Raw genomic sequence first — 22,637 nt, 5'->3', positions numbered from 1 at the left:
TGAGCACCCACCGCAGAACAAACGCCTGCGCAATGGGCATACTCCTGACAACCCCCACACCCCACACAACGCAGGATGCAAACAGTTGTAGGCGCTCCTTAGAAAGGAGGTGATCCAGCCGCACCTTCCGGTACGGCTACCTTGTTACGACTTAGTCCCAATCGCCGGTCCCACCTTCGACGGCTCCCCCCCAAAAGGGTTAGGCCACCGGCTTCGGGTGTTACCAACTTTCGTGACTTGACGGGCGGTGTGTACAAGGCCCGGGAACGTATTCACCGCAGCGTTGCTGATCTGCGATTACTAGCGACTCCGACTTCATGAGGTCGAGTTGCAGACCTCAATCCGAACTGAGACCGGCTTTTTGGGATTAGCTCCACCTCACAGCATCGCAACCCTTTGTACCGGCCATTGTAGCATGCGTGAAGCCCAAGACATAAGGGGCATGATGATTTGACGTCGTCCCCACCTTCCTCCGAGTTGACCCCGGCAGTCTCCCATGAGTCCCCGGCATAACCCGCTGGCAACATGGAACGAGGGTTGCGCTCGTTGCGGGACTTAACCCAACATCTCACGACACGAGCTGACGACAACCATGCACCACCTGTAAACCGGCCACAAGTGGCCGACACATCTCTGCGCCGTTCCGGTTCATGTCAAGCCTTGGTAAGGTTCTTCGCGTTGCATCGAATTAATCCGCATGCTCCGCCGCTTGTGCGGGCCCCCGTCAATTCCTTTGAGTTTTAGCCTTGCGGCCGTACTCCCCAGGCGGGGCACTTAATGCGTTAGCTACGGCGCGGAAAACGTGGAATGTCCCCCACACCTAGTGCCCAACGTTTACGGCATGGACTACCAGGGTATCTAATCCTGTTCGCTCCCCATGCTTTCGCTCCTCAGCGTCAGTTAATGCCCAGAGACCTGCCTTCGCCATCGGTGTTCCTCCTGATATCTGCGCATTTCACCGCTACACCAGGAATTCCAGTCTCCCCTACATCACTCAAGTCTGCCCGTACCCACCGCAGATCCGGAGTTAAGCCCCGGACTTTCACGGCAGACGCGACAAACCGCCTACGAGCTCTTTACGCCCAATAATTCCGGATAACGCTTGCGCCCTACGTATTACCGCGGCTGCTGGCACGTAGTTAGCCGGCGCTTCTTCTGCAGGTACCGTCACTTTCGCTTCTTCCCTACTGAAAGAGGTTTACAACCCGAAGGCCTTCATCCCTCACGCGGCGTCGCTGCATCAGGCTTGCGCCCATTGTGCAATATTCCCCACTGCTGCCTCCCGTAGGAGTCTGGGCCGTGTCTCAGTCCCAGTGTGGCCGTCCACCCTCTCAGGCCGGCTACCCGTCGTCGCCTTGGTAGGCCATTACCCCACCAACAAGCTGATAGGCCGCGAGTCCATCCAAAACCACAAAAGCTTTCCACCAACCACCATGCGATAGTCGGTCATATCCAGTATTAGACCCAGTTTCCCAGGCTTATCCCAGAGTCAAGGGCAGGTTACTCACGTGTTACTCACCCGTTCGCCACTAATCCCCCCAGCAAGCTAGGGATCATCGTTCGACTTGCATGTGTTAAGCACGCCGCCAGCGTTCATCCTGAGCCAGGATCAAACTCTCCGTAAAAAACTACGAACACAACACAAACCCCCCGGAAAAAGAGAAGCCCATGCTGCACAAAATTCGAAACCAGCCAAAAAACCAGCCACCCCACCAGGGCGAGATGACCAGCAAATCAACCAATCAAAAAACAATCGGTATCAACAAACATGGCACACTATTGAGTTCTCAAACAACAGAAACACCCGGCACCAAACACAACCATCAAGGCCGCATCATCGCTCCGGAGCAACTTTTCAAACTTACCCGCCAAACCCCACCCCGTCAAATCCGCCCTGTCGGGCTATCTGACCGGCTGTGGTGCTGTGCCGGCTCCCAAACAGGGCGCACTCCATGACGGAATACATCCAGATTGTGTTGGGAGTTTGTCGCTCTTGCCGGTAAATTTCACTGTCCCGGCCGCCGCGACTCAGAAAACATTACACAAGGATCCGGGGTGCGGCAAATCAGCCGTCGAGAGACCAAAAACCTCGCGGGCATGCGGATGCAGGGCACCACAATGCGCAAATGCACTACGGTTGACGCCGGCACGGTGACGTGACGTCAACCACAATCACGCGCACCTTTCAGTGAGTGGCGCATGCCCGATGGTCTTGCCCGCCCCGCGCGTGAAGCCAAGTAGTCTCGGCAGGGTGGCTATCCCATCGCTGCTGCAGATGTTGGCACAGGAGTCAGGAACACCCGGCCAGGAACACGCATCAGAACAGCTGCTCCGAACCCGCGGCACTGATGACGCCAGGACATCCTCGGCATAAAGAGAACAGAATCCTGCAGGGGGTGTCGCGTTACTTCCGCGCCGCTGTGGTCTCCTCGATCAGCATCGAGTCACCCCTCCTGAAACGCCGAGCACACAACTAGAGTGCGGCAAGCAGCAGCGAGCTGAGCATCCCAGCCGGTCGGGCTGTGTGCTGAATATCTCGTTCGCCGGCCACCGCCAGCAGGCGCTCCACCTCCGGTTGCCCGTGGTTCGACAGCTGGGCCCTCAGCGAGCAGGGGATCCCTACGTGTCAGGCTGGAGCGGTACCACGGTGACAGAGCAAGTCAGCTTAATCGCGTGGGGCGAGAACCAGGAAACCGATCATTATGTCTAATCTAGTTTTGGCCAAGGTAGGCCAAGATGGATCCATGGGTGGTTCCGGACCGCGTGCCGGTGGCCCGACCCCTCGAAGGTCTTTTACCCCAGCGCAGAAGCTTGAGTTTTTAGCGCAGTAGAGGATGCCTGCACCCGTCAGGAGGGCGGTGCGTTCCTGCGTGAGCATGGGCTGTATTCCTCTCAGATCGCTGAGTGGCGCAAGCTGCGTGATGGCGGTGTCCTGGCTGGCAAGAAAGCCGGGGAGACGATCGGGAAGCTGTCCCGGGAGCAGGCCGAGATCGCACGTCTGCGCCGCCAGTTGGAGGTGAGCGAGAGCCGGTTGAACAAGACCGAGGCAGCCTTGGAGGTCATGGGAAAACTCTCGGCGTTCTTCGAGAACGCCATCGCGGAATCGCCGGACGAGCCGAAGTCCAAGAAGAGATGACCAGCGCCTACCGGCAGTTGGTGAACGCTGCCGTTCCGACGCGGCAGGCCGCTGCCTTGGTCGGGCTTTCACGGACCACGATCTACCGCAAGCCTGCCGTACCGGTGGACCAGGAACCGGCGGTGCCGCCGAACAAGCTCAGCACCGCGGAGCGGGCCGAGATCCTGGCGGCCTTGAACTCGCCGGAGTTCGTGGACCTGGCACCGCTGCAGGTCTACGCGAAGCTGCTGGATGCGGGGACCTACCTGGGTTCGGTCTCCACGTTCTACCGGGTACTGGAGGAGAATAAGCAGGTCAAGGAACGCCGCCGGCTGGCCAAGCATCCGGCCCGGGCCATCCCGGAACTGGTTGCCACCGCCCCTGGACAAGTGCTCAGCTGGGATATCACCAAGCTCGCCGGCTCGGTCAAGGGCAAGTACTTCGACTGCTACCTGATGGTGGACATCTATTCGAGGTTCATCGTCGGGGCGCATGTGCACGCCACCGAATCAGGGATCCTGGCCGTGGAGATGATGCGGGAGATCTTCGGCGTCCATGGCATCCCGGAGGTGGTTCACGCCGACCGCGGGACGTCGATGACGTCGAAGACTGTGGCCGCGCTGCTCTCTGACCTGGAGATCACCCGATCCCATTCCCGACCCCGGGTGAGCAACGATAATCCATACTCAGAGTCGCTTTTCAAGTCCATGAAATACGGGCCGACATTCCCCGAACGCTTCGCCTCACTCGGCGGTGCGCGGGCCTTCATCAACGAATTCGTGGACTGGTACAACCACCATCACCAGCACTCCGGCATCGGGTTCCACACCCCGGCCAACGTGCACTACGGCTTCGCCGACGCAGTGGCCATGAAGCGCTCACAAACCCTGGCCGCGGCCAGGAACAAGCACACCGATTCAGTACCGCTACCGATCCCAAGATCCTCGCTCTACCCGGACCGGCATGGATCAACCAACCGACCGAAACCGCCGGAGAAACGGCGGCCTAACCTCCGTCTAACTCACCTTGGTACCGCTTGACTTGAAAAATTCCGGATCGGCACGGCGGGCCGGCCACCACGGAAGCGCCGCAAGCCTCATGGGATGCTCATGGCGGCCCCTACACCCTGATGCCGGGGAACAAGTTCCGCTCCTCCACCACGCTGGCCAGAGCAAATTCGGTCATGCGATGTGTTGTTGGTGTGGGTTTAAAGCAGGAAAGGCCTCACCGTGAAGGTGAGGCCTTTCCGTAAGTGTTGTCCGGCGGTGTCCTACTCTCCCACACTCTCTCGGGTGCAGTACCATCGGCGCTGTGGGTCTTAGCTTCCGGGTTCGGAATGGGACCGGGCGTTTCCCCCACGCTATGACCGCCGTAACCCTTGTACCCGACCCCGTACCGGTGTGAGCGGTGGTGGGGTGGGAAGTATGTGGTTACAACTGTTCAGTGTAGTTGTACGTAATTGTCAATATTGTGTTGTGTGTTCCCTGGTAACCGGTGTTATTGGTTGGGAACCGCATAGTGGACGCGTAGCATTCGTGTTTTGTGTGGTGTCAAGTTATCGGCGTATTAGTACCGGTCAGCTTCACGAGTCGTTAGTCCTCGCTTCCACATCCGGCCTATCAACCCAGTGGTCTGGCTGGGGGCCTCTCACACCAAATGGTGTATGGAAATCTCATCTTGAAGCAGGCTTCCCGCTTAGATGCTTTCAGCGGTTATCCCATCCGAACGTAGCTAATCAGCGGTGCACTTGGCAGTACAACTGACACACCAGAGGTTCGTCCGTCCCGGTCCTCTCGTACTAAGGACAGCCCTTCTCAAATTTCCTACGCGCGCAGCGGATAGGGACCGAACTGTCTCACGACGTTCTAAACCCAGCTCGCGTACCGCTTTAATGGGCGAACAGCCCAACCCTTGGGACCTACTCCAGCCCCAGGATGCGACGAGCCGACATCGAGGTGCCAAACCATGCCGTCGATATGGACTCTTGGGCAAGATCAGCCTGTTATCCCCGAGGTACCTTTTATCCGTTGAGCGACGGCCATTCCACAATGTACCGCCGGATCACTAGTCCCGACTTTCGTCCCTGCTTGAGATGTCTCTCTCACAGTCAAGCTCCCTTGTGCACTTACACTCGACACCTGATTGCCAACCAGGCTGAGGGAACCTTTGGGCGCCTCCGTTACTTTTTAGGAGGCAACCGCCCCAGTTAAACTACCCATCAGGCACTGTCCCTGACCCGGATTACGGGCCGAAGTTAGATATCCAGAGTGACCAGAGTGGTATTTCAACGATGACTCCACCTGAACTAGCGTCCAAGCTTCACAGTCTCCCACCTATCCTACACAAGCCACACCGAACACCAATACCAAACTATAGTGAAGGTCTCGGGGTCTTTCCGTCCTGCTGCGCGTAACGAGCATCTTTACTCGTAGTGCAATTTCGCCGAGTTTATGGTTGAGACAGCGGGGAAGTCGTTACTCCATTCGTGCAGGTCGGAACTTACCCGACAAGGAATTTCGCTACCTTAGGATGGTTATAGTTACCACCGCCGTTTACTGGGGCTTGAATTCCCAGCTTCGCCCACAAGTGAGCTAACCGGTCCTCTTAACCTTCCAGCACCGGGCAGGAGTCAGTCCGTATACATCGTCTTGCGACTTCGCACGGACCTGTGTTTTTAGTAAACAGTCGCTTCCCCCTGGTCTCTGCGGCCCCGATCCGCCTCCCCACAGCAAGTGTGGTTCACGGTTGGGGCCCCCCTTCTCCCGAAGTTACGGGGGCATTTTGCCGAGTTCCTTAACCATAATTCTCTCGATCGCCTTAGTATTCTCTACCTGATCACCTGTGTCGGTTTGGGGTACGGGCAGTTGGAACCTCACGCCGATGCTTTTCTAGGCAGCATAGGATCATCGGATCCCCACCAAAAAGCGGGGCCCATCGGGTCTCAGAGACGGTATCAAAACCAGGACCACGGATTTGCCTATGGTCCCTCCTACATCCTTAGACCGGGACAACCATCGCCCGGCCCGACTACCTTCCTGCGTCACACCTGTTAATACGCTTACCTCCCAAGATCAGGTCCCACGCTCCCCATCAACACGGACCCCGAAGGGCACTGGAAAATGGTTTGGGCGGTTAGTATCCCTTGTTCAGTATGGGCGGTTCTTCACCGGTACGGGAATATCAACCCGTTGTCCATCGACTACGCCTGTCGGCCTCGCCTTAGGTCCCGACTTACCCAGGGCAGATTAGCTTGACCCTGGAACCCTTGATCATTCGGCGGACGGGTTTCTCACCCGTCTTTCGCTACTCATGCCTGCATTCTCACTCGTGTAGGCTCCACCGCTGGTTTACACCGCGACTTCACTGCCCACACGACGCTCCCCTACCACTCCAAACGCCTGAACTCAGGAGAACAAGTCTCCGGCTTGGCTAACATTTGAAATCCACAACTTCGGCGGTGTACTTGAGCCCCGCTACATTGTCGGCGCGGAATCACTTGACCAGTGAGCTATTACGCACTCTTTCAAGGATGGCTGCTTCTAAGCCAACCTCCTGGTTGTCTGAGCAACTCCACATCCTTTCCCACTTAGCACACGCTTAGGGGCCTTAGTTGGTGGTCTGGGCTGTTTCCCTCTCGACTATGAAGCTTATCCCCCACAGTCTCACTGCTGCGCTCTCACTTACCGGCATTCGGAGTTTGGCTGACGTCAGTAACCTTGTAGGGCCCATCGGCCATCCAGTAGCTCTACCTCCGGCAAGAAACACGCAACGCTGCACCTAAATGCATTTCGGGGAGAACCAGCTATCACGAAGTTTGATTGGCCTTTCACCCCTACCCACAGCTCATCCCCTCCATTTTCAACTGAAGTGGGTTCGGTCCTCCACGACGTCTTACCGTCGCTTCAACCTGGCCATGGGTAGATCACTTCGCTTCGGGTCTAGATCACGCCACTCACTCGCCCTATTCAGACTCGCTTTCGCTACGGCTACCCCACACGGGTTAACCTCGCGACGTAACACTAACTCGCAGGCTCATTCTTCAAAAGGCACGCCATCACAGGACAAAATCCCGCTCTGACGGATTGTAGGCACACGGTTTCAGGTACTATTTCACTCCCCTCCCGGGGTACTTTTCACCTTTCCCTCACGGTACTGGTCCGCTATCGGTCATCAGGGAGTATTTAGGCTTACCAGGTGGTCCTGGCAGATTCGCACGGGATTTCTCGGGCCCCGTACTACTTGGGATACTCTCCAAGCGGCAGCACGCATTACAGCTACGGGACTCTCACCCACTCCGGTCGGGCCTTCAAACCCGTTCACCTATACGCCTGCACTCACTTCACCAGCCCGGCAGAACTGATACGGAAAGTCCCGCAACCCCAGAGATGCAACGCCCGCCGGCTATCACACACCACTGGTTTAGCCTCATCCGCGTTCGCTCGCCACTACTAACGGAATCACTATTGTTTTCTCTTCCTGTGGGTACTGAGATGTTTCACTTCCCCACGTTCCCCCCACGCACCCTATGTGTTCAGGTACGGGTCACCCAGTCACTCGCGCGCTGAGCGGGGTTTCCCCATTCGGACATCCTGGGATCAAAGTTCGGTTATCAACTCCCCCAGGCTTATCGCAGATTCCCACGTCCTTCTTCGGCTCCTGATGCCAAGGCATCCACCGTGTGCCCTTAAAAACTTGACGATCACACACAACCAACACAACCAACCCCAAAGAGCCGGCCATGCCAAACGATTGCGTGCATACACAAAATTTAAGATGCTCGCGTCCACTATGCAGTTCTCAAACAACAACCCCAGTCAACACACCACCCACACCCCACAACCCCAAACAAACAGGATCAAGACATGAGCGGTAATGCCCAGGAAAACCAGAAACACCAGCCAACCAAACCCCCACCCGAAACAAACCACACAACCGTGCGACTCATCCCCAGCAGAAACCCAGCCCCTGTTGCCTCAGGACCCAACAGTGTGCCACACACTACCGAACCAGCAACCAACCAGCCCTTTCCCAAACCACACACCCCACCCCGCCAGGACAAACCCGACAGAACAGAAAACATGCGACCCGTACTCAAACCAACCAGCACCAACCCGGCACCTATTCATTGATATTCCACCCATGAGCACCCACCGCAGAACAAACGCCTGCGCAATGGGCATACTCCTGACAACCCCCACACCCCACACAACGCAGGATGCAAACAGTTGTAGGCGCTCCTTAGAAAGGAGGTGATCCAGCCGCACCTTCCGGTACGGCTACCTTGTTACGACTTAGTCCCAATCGCCGGTCCCACCTTCGACGGCTCCCCCCCAAAAGGGTTAGGCCACCGGCTTCGGGTGTTACCAACTTTCGTGACTTGACGGGCGGTGTGTACAAGGCCCGGGAACGTATTCACCGCAGCGTTGCTGATCTGCGATTACTAGCGACTCCGACTTCATGAGGTCGAGTTGCAGACCTCAATCCGAACTGAGACCGGCTTTTTGGGATTAGCTCCACCTCACAGCATCGCAACCCTTTGTACCGGCCATTGTAGCATGCGTGAAGCCCAAGACATAAGGGGCATGATGATTTGACGTCGTCCCCACCTTCCTCCGAGTTGACCCCGGCAGTCTCCCATGAGTCCCCGGCATAACCCGCTGGCAACATGGAACGAGGGTTGCGCTCGTTGCGGGACTTAACCCAACATCTCACGACACGAGCTGACGACAACCATGCACCACCTGTAAACCGGCCACAAGTGGCCGACACATCTCTGCGCCGTTCCGGTTCATGTCAAGCCTTGGTAAGGTTCTTCGCGTTGCATCGAATTAATCCGCATGCTCCGCCGCTTGTGCGGGCCCCCGTCAATTCCTTTGAGTTTTAGCCTTGCGGCCGTACTCCCCAGGCGGGGCACTTAATGCGTTAGCTACGGCGCGGAAAACGTGGAATGTCCCCCACACCTAGTGCCCAACGTTTACGGCATGGACTACCAGGGTATCTAATCCTGTTCGCTCCCCATGCTTTCGCTCCTCAGCGTCAGTTAATGCCCAGAGACCTGCCTTCGCCATCGGTGTTCCTCCTGATATCTGCGCATTTCACCGCTACACCAGGAATTCCAGTCTCCCCTACATCACTCAAGTCTGCCCGTACCCACCGCAGATCCGGAGTTAAGCCCCGGACTTTCACGGCAGACGCGACAAACCGCCTACGAGCTCTTTACGCCCAATAATTCCGGATAACGCTTGCGCCCTACGTATTACCGCGGCTGCTGGCACGTAGTTAGCCGGCGCTTCTTCTGCAGGTACCGTCACTTTCGCTTCTTCCCTACTGAAAGAGGTTTACAACCCGAAGGCCTTCATCCCTCACGCGGCGTCGCTGCATCAGGCTTGCGCCCATTGTGCAATATTCCCCACTGCTGCCTCCCGTAGGAGTCTGGGCCGTGTCTCAGTCCCAGTGTGGCCGTCCACCCTCTCAGGCCGGCTACCCGTCGTCGCCTTGGTAGGCCATTACCCCACCAACAAGCTGATAGGCCGCGAGTCCATCCAAAACCACAAAAGCTTTCCACCAACCACCATGCGATAGTCGGTCATATCCAGTATTAGACCCAGTTTCCCAGGCTTATCCCAGAGTCAAGGGCAGGTTACTCACGTGTTACTCACCCGTTCGCCACTAATCCCCCCAGCAAGCTAGGGATCATCGTTCGACTTGCATGTGTTAAGCACGCCGCCAGCGTTCATCCTGAGCCAGGATCAAACTCTCCGTAAAAAACTACGAACACAACACAAACCCCCCGGAAAAAGAGAAGCCCATGCTGCACAAAATTCGAAACCAGCCAAAAAACCAGCCACCCCACCAGGGCGAGATGACCAGCAAATCAACCAATCAAAAAACAATCGGTATCAACAAACATGGCACACTATTGAGTTCTCAAACAACAGAAACACCCGGCACCAAACACAACCATCAAGGCCGCATCATCGCTCCGGAGCAACTTTTCAAACTTACCCGCCAAACCCCACCCCGTCAAATCCTGCCTTCATTCACAGTCCGCTGCGATCAGAAACGAATCTGATTCCTGCGAATTGTGGATGTCGGCCTGACCCGAAGTGATCGTCGGCGCGGATATAAACTCTAGCACCCCGGAAGCGCAGTTGTAAATCCAGCTTCCGGGGTAGCGGTTCGGGCTAGATGTGGGCTGGGGTCAGATAGAGAACTCCCAGCGGCGGAACCCGCAGATCCGCGTACGCGGGCAGCCCGTTATGCGCTCCTTCTACCGCCTCAACCGGGCCGACGTTCCGTACTCCAGAACCGCCGAACTCCTCGGCATCAGTGTTGAGCAGCTCGGTCCACTGCCCCGACCACGGCATTCCAACCCGGTAGCCCTCGTGCGGCGAACCGGAGAAGTTCGCAACGCAGACAAGAGGATTTCCCTGCGTGTCCCACCGGATGAAGGACAAGGTGTTGTGGGCGCCGTCATTCTCGTCGATCCATTGGAATCCTGAAGGATCGTTATCACGCGCATACAGTGCCGGCGTCTGCCGGTAGATGAAGTTGAGAGACCTGACCATCTCTTGCACGCCCTTATGCGGGATTGTGTCCGACAGCCACCAATCCAGTCCGTACTGTTCGGACCACTCCGACTCCTGGGCAAACTCGGTACCCATGAAGATCAGCTGCTTGCCCGGATGCGCCCACTGGAAAGCTAGATATGCGCGGACGTTGGCCAGCTGCTGCCACCGGTCGCCGGGCATTTTCCGAAGCAGTGAGCCCTTCCCGTGCACGACCTCGTCGTGGCTGATCGGAAGCATGAAGTTTTCGGTGTAGGCGTACACCATGGAGAAGGTAGCTTTGCCGTGATGGTGCACACGGTTGATCGGATCCTCGGCGATGTACTGCAAGGAATCATGCATCCACCCCATGTTCCATTTGATTCCGAAGCCCAGCCCGCCCTGTGAGGTTGGACGGGTAACGCCATCGAAGGCCGTTGATTCCTCGGCGATCATCACGATGCCCGGCACACGCTTGTAGGCGGTCGCATTGACCTCCTGGAGGAAAGAGATTGCCTCAAGGTTTTCACGGCCGCCAAACCTGTTCGGCTGCCATTGACCGTCCTCGCGTGAATAGTCCAGGTACAGCATTGAGGCGACTGCATCGACTCTCAACCCGTCGATGTGGAATTCTTCCAGCCAGTACAAGGCATTGGCCACCAGGAAATTACGCACTTCCCGTCGACCGTAATCAAAGATCAGCGTGCCCCAGTCCGGATGCTCGCCCAGCTGAGGGTTGCCGTGCTCGTAGAGAGTGTCGCCGTCGAACCGGGCGAGAGCCCATTCGTCCTTCGGGAAGTGGGCCGGCACCCAGTCCATGATGACGCCGATACCCGCCTGGTGCAGCTTGTCCACAAGGTATTTGAAGTCGTCCGGGTGCCCGAAACGGGCGGTCGGCGCGAAGTAGGACGTCACCTGGTAGCCCCATGACCCGCCGAACGGGTGCTCAGCGACCGGCATCAGCTCGACGTGGGTGAATCCCTGCCACTGCAGGTACTCAACCAGTTGTTCGGCGAGCTGCTTGTAGTCCAGCCCCAGCCGCCAGGACCCAAGGTGCACTTCGTAGACGCTCATCGGACCGTTGTGTGGATCCTTGGAAGCGCGATCCTTGATCCACTCGTCATCTCCGAATACGTAGCGGGACTCCACCACCCGGGACCCGGTAAGCGGCGGAATTTCCGTGCCTCGTGCCATGGGATCGGCTTTCTCACGCCATTGCCCGTCACGACCAAGGATTTCGAACTTGTAGCGGGCGCCCGCCTCTGCTCCCGGAACGAAGAGCTCCCAAATTCCGGAGCTACCGAGCGACCTCATAGCGTGGACCGAGCCGTCCCAGCCGTTGAAGTCGGCCTTGACCCGGACCGACTGGGCATTCGGAGCCCATACAGCAAAGCTGACCCCAGCGATGTCACCGAGCTCGGAAGCGTAGCGGCGTACATGAGCACCCAGAGCCGTCCACAGGGTCTCGTGCCTTCCTTCCGCAAGTAGGTGCATATCGATTTCGCCCAGAGTGGGCAGGAAGCGGTAGGCATCGTCGACCATTTGGGGAGCGCCGTCATACACCACTTCCAAGCGGTAGTCCGGGACGTGTCCGGGCAGCTCAGGTTCAACAGTGCCAACCCAGATGCCGTTGTGTTCATGGCTCAGCTCGGTCCGGCCACTGCCGGTCACCACAGTGACGCTCTCCGCGAGCCGGCGAAGGGTGCGGATGGTTACGTGCCCGTGTTGGTCCAGGTGGGCTCCGAGTACTGCATGCGGCTGGTAGTACCGCCCTTCGGACACCTGCTGAAGGACATCCGGATCCACCTGGATAGGATCACCGGAAGGTGCGGTGGCGACAGGCTGGTCCTGCGCCGCCGCCGTCGCGCCCGCATCCTCAGGGGAATCCTGATTCGATGCTTCTTCTTTGGCGGACCCGCCGCCCTTGAGCATTCGTCGAACTGCTGACACGGGTACGTCCACCCAATCTGGTCGGTTTCTCAATTCGTACACCACCTCGTAGAGTGCCTTGTCAAGCCATAGCGCACGGAAAAGGGAGCCGGCGCGATCGACCGTTGTTCCAGCCTCACTGGAATAGCCGTCGAGGAAGGCAGTCACTGAATCCGTTGCCCAGGCCTCAGCGGCCGATGGCGAGACTACCGCTTCGTGTACGCCCACTCCTGCCGCGTACTCCAAAGAACGCACGAGCCCGACGACGTCGCGCACAGGAACATCCGGCACGCTTCGTTCGGATGCCGGCCGCAGCGGTTCACCTTCAAAGTCGAGGACGAGCCATTTACTCCCGCGCGTTGCAAGAATCTGCCCCAGGTGCAGATCCGCATGGATGCGTTGAAGTTCGGGAAGTTCTTTCAATCCCTGCACTTCGCCGATGACTGCCTGGATCTGCTCGTCGTATGGTCCTACGGTGGCCCCAGCCTCACGCCACGCCCACTCGATACGGCTGGCCAGGGACTGCCGAAACTCAGCCGACTCCTGTTCGGTTGCGGCGCGGCTCCCGAAGGCCTGTGCGAGCTGATTGTGGATGCGTGCGATGACCCGTCCGAGCTCACCCGCCTCCGTGGTGAACGGTTGTCCCGCTTCCAAGGCGGTGACGGCCTGCCGCCAGGCATCCTTGCTGCCCGGAATGAATTCCCGAAGCACGCTGAGATGCCCGGTGACCCATTCATCAGCGGACCTGGTGTCCTGCCAACTGCCCATCACCCAACCGAAAGTCTGCGGTACGTCGGTTGATCCGGCATCGGTGAGTTTTGCGCTCACCAGGACATCAGGGCTCTCCCCGGCTGCGAGGACCCGGAAGAATTTCAGGATGGTCGGCGTCCCACCGGAGGAAATGACCACGGAGGTGTTCGACTGTTCGCCGCCGAGCACCGAGATATCAGCCGACGCAGGGACGCTGGGAGAGGAACCGAAGTCGCCGAGTGAGGTTGCCCTGGTTCGGCCGTCATCCGTGCCGCCCTGAGTCCGGATGAGCTCGAGCCACGCGGCAATGAATACGGGATCATGGGTGCCGTCGTAGACGTACCTGCGTCCCAGTTCGGCGTGGTCGGTCTCTCCGAGCAGCGCCGACTCCGCCCCCTTGAGGGGCTCCGACCGAAAAGTAAGCGGCACATTGACGACGTCCAGCCGTCTTCCGGACTCAACCGCAACGAGATGCACCTCCAACCCCACTTCATCCGCCGGGTCCTCCAACCGGACACCACCGGCGCGGCTCAGGGATATCTCCCTGCCTTTCGAAGGGAACCAGCGCTGGGTGGGCATCCAGGCCGTGAGCAGTTCGGGAACGGATGACGTCGATACGGCCATTACTGTACTGCCTTCGAGATAGGAATTACGGGCATCGCTTCGGTATGCGGAGAGGCCACATTGGAACTGGCCGAACGCAACCGCAGCCAGTAGAAGTCATGGCTGCCCAGCGTCAGGGTGAGATCGCCGTCATCGCCGAACGCCGGGAACGGGGTACCGCCGAAGAGATCACGCAGTCCCCTGCCCGAGTACTCCGGCAGGTGCAGCCGTGCTGCTACCGGATGCTGCGACAGGTTGAACACGCACAGGATCACCTCCGGCTGCTCCCCTTCAGGGTTGTCGGCCGGAACTTCACGGATGAACGCGAGCACCGGCTCGGCCTCAGTGGGTACGTTGCGATAAGAGCCAAGACCGAACGCGGGGTGGGATCGCCGCACCGCGAGCATCTGCCGCATCCAGTGAAGCAACGAACTCGAGCTTGCGAGCTGCGCTTCGACGTTCACATGGTTGTAGTGATAAACGAGCGATTGAACCACCGGAAGGTAAAGCTTGCCGGGATCGGCGGTCGAGAAGCCCGCGTTCCTGTCCGGGTTCCATTGCATGGGCGTTCGGGAGGCATCGCGGTCCTCAAGCCAGATGTTGTCTCCCATGCCGATCTCATCGCCGTAGTACAGGAACGGGCTGCCTGGCAGGGAGAGCAGCAGTGCATGGATGAGTTCCACTTCCGCCCGCGAGTTGTCCAGCAGCGGCGAAAGACGACGCCGGATACCGATATTGGCGCGCATCCGGGAATCAGGTGCGTACCAGCCAAGCATCGCTTCGCGTTCCTCGTTAGTCACCATCTCCAGCGTGAGTTCATCATGGTTCCGCAGGAAGGTTCCCCACTGGGCACCGGCCGGGATGTCAGGCGTCTCGGCCATCGTCTCGATGATCGGGGCTGCTTTCTGGTCCCGCAGGGCGTAAAAGAGCCGCGGCATGATCGGAAAGTGAAAGCACATGTGGCACTCTGCGCCCTCTTCATCACCGAAGTACTCCACAACCTCGTCGGGCATCTGGTTTGCTTCAGCGATGATGACGCGTCCGGGATAGTTCTCGTCCACCATGGCCCGTAGTTCCTTGAGGAAGGTGTGAGTGGCGGGAAGGTTCTCGCAGTTGGTTCCCTCCTCTTCGAAGAGGTAGGGAATGGCATCTGCCCGGAAGCCGTCAATCCCCTGGTCCAGCCAGAACCGCACGACGTCGAACAGTGCCTCCGTCACCTTCGGGTTCTCGAAGTTGAGGTCAGGCTGGTGGCTGAAGAACCTGTGCCAGAAGAACTGCCGGCGGACTGGATCGAAAGTCCAGTTGGACTCCTCCGTGTCAACGAATATGATCCGGGCGTCCTGGTACTTCTCGTCGGTGTCGCTCCACACGTAGAAGTCGCCGTACGGCCCGTCCGGGTCTGTGCGCGACTCCTCAAACCACTGGTGTTTGTCGGAAGTGTGGTTCAGCGGAAGGTCGATGATGACACGAACGCCACGTGCGTGCGCTTCGGCCACCAGCCGCTTGAAGTCGCTCAGGCTGCCAAACTCGTCGAGCACATCATAGTAATCCGCGATGTCATAGCCGCCATCACGCAGCGGGGACTTGAAGAACGGTGGAAGCCAGAGGCAGTCGACTCCGAGCCACTGCAGATAGTCGAGTTTGTCGATCAGGCCGGTGAAATCCCCGGAGCCATCGCCGTTCGCGTCGGCGAAACCTCGAACCAACACTTCATAGAACACGGCCTTGCGGTACCAGTGCGGGTCATGTGCAAGGCCTGGGGCATGCAGCTGAAACGGATTCGCCACTAACGAGTCCTCCTGACGGAAAGGATGTGAGCCGGTTCCACGTGAGCATCCAGCCTGACATAGTTGTGTGCTCCCCACTGCCAGCTTTGGCCGGTGATGAGGTCATCCACCCAGAAGGTGCCATCCTCATTCCAGTCGCCGTCCGCAAGACCGAGGGCACCGAGGTTGAGGGACACGGTGGACTCCCGTGCGCTGTGCGGATCGACATTGACGACAACGATGAGTGTGTCCTTTTCCTGGCCATCCTCCCCCAGGCCTTCCTTGTGCTTGGAGAAAACCAGGGTGGCCTCGTCCGTGCTGCTGTGGACCGTGAGGTTCTCGAGATCACCGAGTGCCGGATGGGAGCGGCGGATCTCATTCAACCGTGCAAGGAAGGGTGCGAGGCTTCGCCCCTGAGCTTCGGCCGCTTCGTAGTCACGGGGACGGTACTCGAACTTTTCATTGTCGATGTACTCCTCCGCACCCGGCCGGGCAACGTGTTCGTATAGCTCATAGCCGGCGTACACACCCCAGAGCGGGCTTGCCATGGAGGCAAGCACGGCCCTCACCTTGAACGCTGCCGGCCCACCGTACTGGAGGTACTCGGTGAGGATGTCCGGTGTGTTCACAAAGAAGTTGGGGCGGAAGAACGCCGCAGTGTCCCGGCTGACCTCGGTGAAGTACTGCTCCAACTCCTCCTTGGTGTTGCGCCAGGTGAAGTAGGTGTAGGACTGCTGGAAGCCTGCCCGTCCGAGGGCATGCATCATGGCCGGCCGCGTAAACGCCTCGGCCAGGAACACGACATCGGGATGTTTCCTGTTCACCTGCGCGATGAGCCATTCCCAGAACTGCACCGGCTTGGTATGGGGGTTGTCCACGCGGAAAATACGGACGCCGTGGCTCACCCACAGCAGAACTATGCGCAGCACCTCGTTGTAGATGCCGTCCGGATCATTGTCGAAATTGATCGGATAGATGTCCTGGTACTTCTTCGGCGGGTTCTCGGCGTAGGCGATAGACCCGTCCACGCGTGTGGTGAACCACTCGGGGTGTTCCGTGACCCAGGGATGGTCAGGCGAAGCCTGCAGCGCAAGGTCCAGGGCCACTTCGAGGTTCAGGTCATGAGCCCGCTGGACAAAGGCATCGAAGTCCTCGAAAGTTCCCAGATCCGGGTGGATGGCGTCATGACCACCCTCCGGACCGCCGATTGCCCACGGGGAACCGGGATCCCCCGGCCCTGCGTTCAAGGTGTTGTTCGGGCCTTTGCGGTGCGTTTTACCGATCGGGTGGATCGGAGGGAGGTAGACGACGTCGAAACCCATCTGTGCAACAGCGGGGAGCCTTTGGGCTGCGGTGACGAAGTTTCCCGAGGTCCACTCTGCGGCGCCGGGGTCATAACTGGCGCCTTCTGAGCGCGGGAAGAACTCGTACCAGGCGCCCCGGCCGGCAGCCTCGCGCTCCACGAGGATCGGGTACGCGCGGGACGGCGTCACAAGAGCCCGCAACGGCTCACGCTCGACCGCTGCGCGAATGTCCGGGGCGTGCCCGGCGGCGAGACGCTCATCAATGGGCAACTCCCGGTTCCGGAGCCGCTCCGCGGTGGCGAGGAACAGGTCCTTCTCCGGCGCGGGCCGGGAGGAAGACTGGGAGGTGAAGAGCACCGCCCCCTCTTCGAGCATCAGCTCGACGTCGACGCCCACTTCAATTTTTACGGTGGCGTTATGGTGCCAGGTTTCATACAGATCACTCCAGCCCTCGATCAGGAAGGAATGAAGCCCGACGGCGGCTGGCCGGAGCCGGCCTTCATAGTGATCCGTTCCCATCCCGAGCGGCGCCAGCCGTACCCGCTGCACTTCCGCGCCCTGTGGGTCGAGCAGTACTGCCGATACACCGAGTTGGTCGTGGCCCTCCCGGAAAACCGTTGCTCCCACCACAATGTCGGATCCCGGTACGGCCTTCGAGGGGAACAAGCCGCCCTCGACCACCGGAGACACCTTGGTGATGGGAATCCGTCCGAACCGTAAATCTTCGCTCATGGATGCGCCTGCCCTTTTTCGTGTCGCCTCGCTCGAAGTGGTCACAGACTAGACGTTATCCATTATCGCGTCAGATTGCTAAGGCGACTTTCTAAAGGGGACAAGTGTTGCACTTCACATTGCAAGCGTTTACGCACATGAGGGGCCAAGACGTACTCCGGCTCGGAAATGTACGCTAACCTACCCAACGTGAAGGCAATCCGTAGGTTTACTGTCCGTACCGTTCTTCCGCCGAGCATCGCTCCCCTAGGTAAGCTGGCTGGCAATCTGCGCTGGTCCTGGCATTTGCCTACTGCGAGACTGTTCCATGACATCAATCCCGAGGCGTGGGAATCCAGCGGCCACGATCCCGTCCAGTTCCTCGGATCCATCACCCGGGAGCAGCTGAAGCGTATTGCCGTGAACCAGGAACTGGTGTCGCGGATTCAGGATCTCGGAGCTGACCTGGAGCAGTACCTGTCAGAGCCACGGTGGTACCAATCGCTCGGTGAGGACGCACCCAAGTCCATCGCCTACTTCTCCCCCGAGTACGGCATCAGCGCTGTGCTTCCCCAATATTCCGGCGGCCTCGGCATTCTGGCCGGTGACCACCTCAAGGCGGCATCCGACCTGGGCGTGCCGCTGGTCGGTGTCGGGCTTCTTTACCAAGCGGGCTACTTCAAACAGTCCCTCTCCCGCGACGCATGGCAGCAGGAAACCTATCCCGTCCTCGACCCGGACGGACTCCCCCTTACGCTCCTCCGTGAGGAGGACGGCGCCGCTGCAACGGTAGTGCTCCCGCTTCCCAACGGGCGTGAGCTGCGCGCCCACATCTGGAGGGCCGACGTCGGGCGCGTTCCGTTGCTGCTCCTAGATTCCAATGTTCCAGGCAATGACGAAGCGGCGCGCAACGTCACCGACCGCCTGTACGGCGGCGGCGGCGACCAGCGTCTGCAGCAGGAGCTGCTGCTGGGTATGGGCGGAGTGAAGGCACTGCGCATCTTCGAGCGGCTGACCGGTCTTCCCGCCCCCGAGGTCTTCCACACCAACGAGGGACACGCCGGGTTCCTCGGCATTGAGCGCATCCGCGAGCTCATGGACTCCTCCAATGAGCAGCCGATGTCCTGGGAGGAAGCTCTGACAGCCGGCCGTGCATCTACGGTCTTCACCACACATACCCCGGTTCCGGCCGGTATTGACCGATTTGAACGGGCACAGATCCAGCATTTCTTCGATGCTGGGCTGGCGCCTTCCGTTCCCACCGAGCGTGTCCTCGAACTGGGAGCAGAAAATTACGACGGCGGTGACGGGTCGAAGTTCAATATGGCGGTCATGGGCCTGCGGCTGGCGCAGCGCGCCAACGGTGTTGCCAAGCTGCACGGCGAGGTGTCACGCGAAATGTTCTCGGGACTATGGCCGGGCTTCGACTCCCGGGAAGTTCCCATCACCTCGGTGACGAACGGCGTCCACGTACCCACCTGGGTGGACCCCCTCATCGCCGACTTCGCACGGGAGAACTTCGGCGCGGAATCCGTGCTGGACCCGCAGTGGGCACGCGTGTATGACGTTGAGGACGCCGACATCTGGCGGCTGAGGCGGATCATGCGCTCCAACCTCATCGATGATGTCCGCTCCCGGTTGCGGTCTTCCTGGAAGAAGCGCGGCGCAGCCGACGCCGAGCTGGCCTGGACGGATAGTGTCCTCGACCCGGACGTGCTCACCATCGGATTCGCGCGCCGCGTACCCACCTACAAGCGGCTCACCCTGATGCTGCGCGATGCAGACCGCCTCAAGGCGCTTCTGCTGCACCCCACCAATCCCATCCAGCTCGTCATCGCAGGAAAGTCGCACCCCGCAGATGAGCAGGGCAAGCGCATGATCCAGGACCTCGTCCGGTTCACTGACGACCCCGAGGTGCGCCACCGGATTGTGTTCCTGCCGAACTACGACATCGCCATGGCACGCACACTGTTCCCGGGTTGCGATGTGTGGCTCAACAACCCCCTCCGCCCGCTCGAGGCGTGCGGGACGTCCGGGATGAAGTCAGCCATCAACGGTGGGCTCAACCTGTCGGTGCTGGACGGCTGGTGGGATGAAATGTACGACGGCGACAACGGCTGGGCAATCCCGACCGCCAACAACGGTGCCTCCGCCGACGAGCGTGACGACATCGAGGCAGCAGCCCTGTATGACCTCATCGAAGAGCAGGTGGCTCCCCGCTTCTACAGCACGGTCCGCGCACCGGGCGTAAGCGCTGCCGGTCCCTCGTCACCGTCCAGCGACGGCGTCCCGCATCAGTGGGTGTCGATGATCAAGCACACCATGGCGAAGCTGGGCCCTGCGGTTTCCGCCGAGCGCATGCTCCAGGACTATGTAGGCCAGCTGTACCAGCCCGCCTGCCGTGCAGGACGACTGGCAGTCCGCGACGGCTACAGCTCGGCGAAGCAGATGGCCTCCTGGCGTTCGAAGATCAAGGACGGCTGGTCTGCCGTGCAGGTTGAACACGTTGACTCGCTTGGTGTGTCCGAGGAACCACAGATCGGAGACACGCTCACCGTCAACGCCTACGTCTCGCTGGGTAGCGTAGGGCCCGAAGACGTGTCGGTGGAAGTGGTCTACGGCCGCGCCTCCGATAGTGACGACCTGAGCGAGGTAGCCGTAGCGGATCTTCAGGTTGGCGAGGATCTGGGCCGCGGACGGTTCCTGTTCAGTGGAGAGATTGTCATTGACCACTCCGGCTCGTTCGGGTACACCGTCCGCGTGCTGCCCCAACACGAGAGCCTTGCTTCCCGGGCTGAACTTGGACTCGTGGTGAACGCCTAAACGCGATAGACAGTTACTGAGTTCGCCGCCGCGGTGTCCGTTTCTCCTCCACAGAGACGGGCACCGCGGCGTTTTGCGTTGGCATCCGCTGTGGTGAACCGCAGCTCGAACATCTGGTTCTGACTCTCGGGGAAACCCAGCCCATGCAGTGCTGCTGCCGTGGGAAGAACCAGGCTGCGGTCCTCCAGATGTCCATTGACCACAATCAGACCGTCGACGTCCCCGCCGGGCGATCCAAGCAGCAGCTGGACGGTCCGGCACTCAGGATCCGACCATTGCTCCTGGCGCATCGGCTCGCCGTCCGCGTTGAACCAGAGCAGGTACGAGGTATCTTCCCGCGCGGGGTATCCGGCGGGCTGCTCGGTGAGGAACTCCCGGCGGATACGCAGCAGTTCGCGTGTTGCCGTGAGCATGCCGCGAGCGTCCTCGTTGTGGTTCCAGTGGACCCACGCCAGTTCATTGTCCTGGCAGTAAGCGTTGTTGTTCCCATGCTGGGTGCGGCCGAACTCATCGCCGGCCGTGATCATCGGGACCCCGAGCGCGAGCAGCTGCGTAGCCATCAGGTTCCGGGCTGTGAGGGAACGGGCGGCAAGAATGGCCTCCTGCTCCGTTGGTCCCTCGACACCGTGGTTGTAGCTGCGGTTGTCGTTGTGTCCGTCGCGGTTGGCCTCGCCGTTGGCCTCGTTGTGCTTCCGGTTGTAGGCCGTCAGGTCCGCCAGAGTGAAGCCGTCGTGGGCGGTGACGAAGTTGATTGAAGACACCGCCGTCCGACCGGACCGGCCGAACACCTCGGCTGAGCCGGCCAGACAACTGGCCAGGCGTGCCACGGTGCCGCCGCGCCGTCCCTCGGCCAGGGCCGCCTGGTCCGACAGCCAGAAGTCGCGGGCGGTGTCCCGGAAGCGGTCGTTCCAGTCCGCCCAGCCCTGGGGAAAGTTTCCCGTCTGCCAGCCGTTGTAGCCGACGTCCCACGGTTCAGCAATCAGCTTGACACCGCTGAGCACGGTGTCTGCGGCGATGGCGATCAGCAGGGGGTGGCGCGGCGTGAACTGGTGGCTTTCATCCCGGCAGAGGGCGACGGCGAGGTCAAAGCGGAAGCCATCGATCCCGAACTCGTCGACCCAGTACCGCAGAGAGTCCAGCGCGAACTGAATTACGCGCGGTTCGGTGAAATTGACCGTGTTTCCGCAACCGGTGGTGTCGAGGTAACGGCCGTCGTCGTGGTGGCGGTAGTACTTCATCTCACTCAGCCCGCGCCAGCAGAGTGCGGGGCCGCCCTGCGGGCCCTCGGCGGTGTGGTTGTAGACAACATCGAGGATGACCTCGATCCCGGCCTCGTGGAGGAGCCGGACCATGCCCTTCAGCTCGTCCTGCACCGCTTTTGGTCCAGCCTCGCGTGCGGCCTCAGTGGCGTACTCCGGGTGGGGCGCGAAAAACCCGAGCGTGTTGTAGCCCCAGTAGTTGCTCAGCCCGAGCGGTTCCAGGTGGGGCTCATCAATGTGGAAGTGGATCGGCAGGAGCTCAACGGCTGTAACTCCAAGCTCCAACAGGTGCCGGATCATTGCCGGATGAGCCAGGCCCGCGTAAGTGCCGCGGAGCTCCTCAGGCACATCCGGGTGCAGCTGCGTGAGACCTTTGACGTGCGCCTCGTAAATAACGCTGTCCCTCCAGCGGGTACCCGGACGGCGGGATGAGCCCCAGTTGAACGCCTGATCGACCACTACGGAGAAGTAGACCGGGTTTTCATCCACCCGGACGGTGTCGATGGCGCGGCCGTACGGGTCCAGCAACAGCTGCGATGTGCCGGGCTCACCCTGCAGCGGCGCATCGTCAGGCCAGAACGCGTACCTGGAGGATTCGCCCATCCCCTCCACCAAACCGTGGTGAACCCCGTCCGTGAGTTCCGGAAGCACAACGGCGTTCCAGCTGCCCTGAGAGTCCTGATAATGAACCGCCACTGTATCCAGGTCAGGTGCGTACACGGCCACGTCGAACAGGTTCGACTGGTTTCCGGCGCACCGGCGGACCCCCAGCGGGAAAGCTTGGGAACGTTGGGTGATCTCGGTGGTCAGGCTCATAGGGGGAATTCGTT

The 22,637-nt window shown here is 59.9% G+C and carries 7 protein-coding genes, 4 rRNA genes and 1 pseudogene; 4 read left to right on the top strand and 8 right to left on the bottom strand.

Features of this window, described 5'->3' with window-relative positions; genetic code table 11:
* Positions 1–102 precede the first annotated feature (102 nt).
* Positions 103–1,625, bottom strand: a 16S ribosomal RNA gene (locus AC1MBU_RS04470).
* Positions 1,626–1,668: 43 nt separating this feature from the next.
* Here AC1MBU_RS04470 and AC1MBU_RS04465 point away from each other — a divergent pair.
* Positions 1,669–1,956 carry a hypothetical protein gene (locus AC1MBU_RS04465; RefSeq protein WP_479788860.1) on the top strand — a complete coding sequence of 96 codons (288 nt, stop codon included), beginning with the start codon at positions 1,669–1,671 and terminating at the stop codon, positions 1,954–1,956.
* Between the two features lie 788 nt (positions 1,957–2,744).
* Positions 2,745–4,124, top strand: a pseudogene (locus AC1MBU_RS04460) (IS3 family transposase).
* 248 nt (positions 4,125–4,372) lie between these two features.
* On the opposite strand, the gene rrf reads toward AC1MBU_RS04460, so the two are convergent.
* The 3 genes from rrf to AC1MBU_RS04445 form a co-directional block, all read right to left on the bottom strand.
* A 5S ribosomal RNA gene (gene rrf / locus AC1MBU_RS04455) occupies positions 4,373–4,489 on the bottom strand.
* A gap of 172 nt (positions 4,490–4,661) precedes the next feature.
* Positions 4,662–7,813 (bottom strand): 23S ribosomal RNA (locus AC1MBU_RS04450).
* Between the two features lie 544 nt (positions 7,814–8,357).
* A 16S ribosomal RNA gene (locus tag AC1MBU_RS04445) occupies positions 8,358–9,880 on the bottom strand.
* Together the 16S, 23S and 5S rRNA genes form the textbook arrangement of a ribosomal RNA operon.
* Before the next feature lie 43 nt (positions 9,881–9,923).
* Here AC1MBU_RS04445 and AC1MBU_RS04440 point away from each other — a divergent pair.
* On the top strand, positions 9,924–10,187 hold the full coding sequence (locus AC1MBU_RS04440; RefSeq protein WP_479788858.1) for a hypothetical protein: 264 nt from the start codon (positions 9,924–9,926) through the stop codon (positions 10,185–10,187).
* 112 nt (positions 10,188–10,299) lie between these two features.
* Here the strand turns inward: AC1MBU_RS04440 and glgB are convergent, their stop codons facing one another.
* The 3 genes from glgB to AC1MBU_RS04425 are packed head-to-tail and all read right to left on the bottom strand — an operon-like array spanning position 10,300 to position 17,746.
* Complete coding sequence (gene glgB / locus AC1MBU_RS04435; RefSeq protein ID WP_479788856.1) at positions 10,300–13,965, bottom strand: 1,4-alpha-glucan branching protein GlgB; 3,666 nt, start codon at positions 13,963–13,965, stop codon at positions 10,300–10,302.
* A complete protein-coding gene (gene treS / locus AC1MBU_RS04430) occupies positions 13,965–15,731 on the bottom strand; it encodes a maltose alpha-D-glucosyltransferase (protein WP_346028011.1) in 1,767 nt (588 codons plus the stop codon). The genes glgB and treS overlap by 1 nt, the downstream gene beginning before the upstream one ends.
* Positions 15,731–17,746, bottom strand: a complete 2,016-nt coding sequence (locus tag AC1MBU_RS04425) for an alpha-1,4-glucan--maltose-1-phosphate maltosyltransferase (protein WP_479788854.1) — start codon at positions 17,744–17,746, stop codon at positions 15,731–15,733. Before AC1MBU_RS04425 ends, treS begins: the two co-directional genes overlap by 1 nt.
* 189 nt (positions 17,747–17,935) lie before the next feature.
* Here AC1MBU_RS04425 and glgP point away from each other — a divergent pair, with 189 nt between their 5' ends.
* Positions 17,936–20,548, top strand: a complete 2,613-nt coding sequence (glgP, locus tag AC1MBU_RS04420) for an alpha-glucan family phosphorylase (protein WP_346028009.1) — start codon at positions 17,936–17,938, stop codon at positions 20,546–20,548.
* Here the strand turns inward: glgP and glgX are convergent.
* Positions 20,545–22,623, bottom strand: a complete 2,079-nt coding sequence (gene glgX / locus AC1MBU_RS04415; protein WP_346028008.1) for a glycogen debranching protein GlgX — start codon at positions 22,621–22,623, stop codon at positions 20,545–20,547. The two genes, glgP and glgX, sit on opposite strands and share 4 nt — an antisense overlap.
* Positions 22,624–22,637 lie beyond the last annotated feature (14 nt).

The organism is Arthrobacter sp. PTI12, assembly GCF_056679915.1.
Note: the sequence above shows the minus strand (reverse complement) of the source record. Positions and strands in the feature narration are given on the sequence as shown.

Coding starts and splice junctions, on each gene's coding strand:
- AC1MBU_RS04465 (WP_479788860.1), top strand. CDS start 1,669: ATGCTGCACAAAATTCGAAACCAGCCAAAAAACCAGCCACCCCACCAG.
- AC1MBU_RS04440 (WP_479788858.1), top strand. CDS start 9,924: ATGCTGCACAAAATTCGAAACCAGCCAAAAAACCAGCCACCCCACCAG.
- glgB (WP_479788856.1), bottom strand. CDS start 13,965: ATGGCCGTATCGACGTCATCCGTTCCCGAACTGCTCACGGCCTGGATG.
- AC1MBU_RS04425 (WP_479788854.1), bottom strand. CDS start 17,746: ATGAGCGAAGATTTACGGTTCGGACGGATTCCCATCACCAAGGTGTCT.
- glgX (WP_346028008.1), bottom strand. CDS start 22,623: ATGAGCCTGACCACCGAGATCACCCAACGTTCCCAAGCTTTCCCGCTG.